This window comes from Klebsiella sp. Ech2A, assembly GCF_030078455.1.
GTDB lineage: Bacteria > Pseudomonadota > Gammaproteobacteria > Enterobacterales > Enterobacteriaceae > Klebsiella > Klebsiella terrigena.
In genome coordinates, this window is sequence record NZ_JAQGFU010000332.1 from 1 (window position 1) to 2,795 (window position 2,795).

Annotated in this window: 3 protein-coding genes; 1 reads left to right on the forward strand and 2 read right to left on the reverse strand. The window is 63.9% G+C overall.

The window, feature by feature from the left end:
- Positions 1-604 (forward strand): transporter associated domain-containing protein (locus PFH44_RS26465; protein ID WP_283826677.1); only part of this gene is annotated, 604 nt, incomplete at its 5' end.
- A gap of 16 nt (positions 605-620) precedes the next feature.
- Here PFH44_RS26465 and dadX read toward each other — a convergent pair.
- Both dadX and PFH44_RS26475 read right to left on the reverse strand, forming a co-directional pair.
- Complete coding sequence (gene dadX, locus PFH44_RS26470) at positions 621-1,691, reverse strand: catabolic alanine racemase DadX (RefSeq protein ID WP_283826678.1); 1,071 nt, start codon at positions 1,689-1,691, stop codon at positions 621-623.
- A gap of 9 nt (positions 1,692-1,700) precedes the next feature.
- Positions 1,701-2,795: D-amino acid dehydrogenase (locus PFH44_RS26475; protein ID WP_283826679.1), on the reverse strand; the 1,095-nt coding region annotated here is incomplete at its 5' end.

Here is a 2,795-nt window from a genome sequence, read left to right on the forward strand (position 1 = left end):
GCTGCAGGGCACCTCGCTGTCGTGGGCGGCGAAAAAAGCCAGAGTGGTGGTCCCGCCGGTCGGCTGGCCCATCTCCCGGGTCGGGCTGGATATACATCCGGAGAATCCGTGGGAGCAGTTCGTCTATCAGCTCAGCGCCGATAAATGGTGCGTCGGCGCGGCGCTGCGCGATCTGCATATGCCGCCGGAAACGCGCATTGCCGCCCTGTTTCGCGATAACGCGCTGCTGCACCCCACCGGCAGCACCCGCCTGCTGGAGGGCGATATTCTGTGCGTGATCGGCCGCGAACGCGACCTGCCCGCGCTGGGTAAGATGTTCAGCCAGTCGCCGCCGGTGGCGCTCGACCAGCGCTTCTTCGGCGACTTTATCCTTGACGCCAGCGCCAGGTTTGCCGACGTCGCGCAAATTTACGGCCTCGACGGCGGGGAAGAGTATCGCGATCGCCAGCAGTCGCTGGGCGACGTGGTGCAGCATCAGCTCGGCGCGGCGCCGGTAGTGGGTGACCAGGTTGAGTTTGCCGGCATGGTATGGACGGTCGCGGAAAAAGAAGAGGACCACGTTCTGAAGGTGGGGGTTCGCGTAGCGAAGGATGAGGCGGAGTGATCCGCCTCACGGAAAGTTACGCCGTCACAACAGGGACGCGCGGCGCCAGAGCGCACATTAGCTCATAGCCGACGGTACCGCTGGCTGCGGCCACGTCGTCGATTTTAACGTCCTTGCCCCACAGTTCGACCGGCGCACCGATGCCGGCCTGTGGGCATGGCGTGAGGTCTACCGCCAGCATATCCATCGACACGCGCCCCACCAGCGTGGTGCGCACGCCGTCAACCAACACCGGCGTTCCCGCCGGCGCGATGCGCGGATAGCCGTCGGCATAGCCGCAGGCCACGATGCCAATCCGCTGCTCCTCCGTCGTGCGGTAGAGGCCGCCGTAGCCCACCGCCTCACCCGCCTTCAGGTTCTGCACGGCAATAATCTCGCTGCTGAGGGTCATCACCGGCTTCAGGCCGCTGTTAGCGATATCCTGCCACTGGCCGGACGGCGAGGCGCCGTACAGCACGATCCCCGGCCTGACCCAGTCAAAATGCGCTTCCGGGTGCCAGAGGGTCGCCGCCGAGTTCGCCAGCGAGCGCGAGCACGCCAGCCCTTCCGCCGCCTGCTCGATGCGGCGCATCGGCTCGACGATGCCCTGCGGATTTTCCGCGTCGGCAAAGTGCGACATCAGCGTCATTTCGCTGACGTTGCCCAGCGCCCGCAGCTGCTGCCAGACGGTATGGATGCGCTCCGGCATAAAGCCCAGCCGGTTCATACCGCTGTTGACCTTAACGTAGATATCCAGCGGAGCGTGGAGCTTCGCCTGCTGCAGCGCCTTGATTTGCCAGTTGCTGTGCACGCTGGTGGTCAGGCGATACTTATCAAACAGCGCCAGCTCGTCGGCGTGGAAGAAGCCCTCGAGCAGCAGAATCGGCCCTTTCCAGCCCTGCTCGCGCAGCAGGATCGCCTCTTCAAGGTTCAGCATCGCAAAGCCGTCTGCACCGCTGAGCGCATTCCACACGCGCGCCAGGCCGTGGCCGTAGGCGTTGGCTTTCACCACCGCCCACAGCCGTGAGCCCGGAGCCGCGCGCCGGACAATCTGCAAATTCTGCCTCAGGGCCGACAAATCAATGCTGGCCAGTACCGGACGAGACATGAAAACTCCTTAGTTGTGAACGCCGTGCAGGTGCTGAGCACGCGCCGGAGTGAAGCCCGGGCTATAGCGGGCGACGGCAAGATCGTCGTACGGAATAGCCGGCGTGCGACCCGAAATCAAATCGCTCAAAAGCTGTCCTGAGCCGCACGCCATGGTCCAGCCCAGAGTGCCGTGCCCGGTGTTGAGCCACAGGTTTTTATACGGCGTGCGCCCGACCACCGGCGTGCCGTCCGGGGTCATCGGACGAAGGCCGGTCCAGAAGGTCGCCTGCTCTACGTGGCCACCGCGCGGGAACAGATCGCGCACCACCATCTCCAGCGTTTCGCGACGCGGCTGCAGCAGATCTTTATTAAAGCCGACTATTTCCGCCATCCCGCCGACGCGGATCCGCTGGTCAAAGCGGGTAATCGCAATTTTGTAAGTCTCATCAAGGATAGTCGATACCGGCGCCCCGTCCTCCTCGGCGATCGGGATCGTCAGCGAGTAGCCCTTCAGCGGATAAACCGGAATGTCCACCAGCCCTTTCAGCATCGCCGTCGAGTAGGAGCCGAAGGCCATGACGTAGGCATCGCCTTTGACAATTTCATCGCCGCACTTCACGCCGGCGATCTGCTCGCCTTCGTACAGCAGCGCGTCCACCGGGGTATTAAAGCGGAAGGTGACGCCCGCCTGCTCCGCCATCGCCGCCAGGCGCGTGGTAAACAGCTGGCAGTCGCCGGTTTCATCGTTCGGCAAACGCAGGCCGCCGGTCAGCCTATGGCTCACCTCGGCTAAGGCGGGTTCGACTTCCCGCAGACGTTTCGCCTCCAGCAGCTGATACGGCACGCCGGCATCCTGCAGCACGGCGATGTCGCGGGTGGCGTTCTCATACTGTTTTTCGGTACGGAAAAGCTGCAGCGTCCCGCCCTGGCGCCCTTCATACTGGATGCCGGTGCTTTCGCGCAGCGCCTTCAGGCAGTCGCGGCTGTACTCCGCCAGGCGCACCATGCGGCCTTTGTTTTCCATATAGTGGCGGGTGTCGCAGTTGCGCAGCATCTGCCACATCCATTTTAGCTGGAACTGCGTGCCGTCAAGGCCGAACGACAGCGGCGCGTGGCGCTGGAA

Bases quoted from the DNA above. Each gene is read 5' to 3' on its own strand.
- dadX (WP_283826678.1), bottom strand. From the start codon at position 1,691: ATGTCTCGTCCGGTACTGGCCAGCATTGATTTGTCGGCCCTGAGGCAG.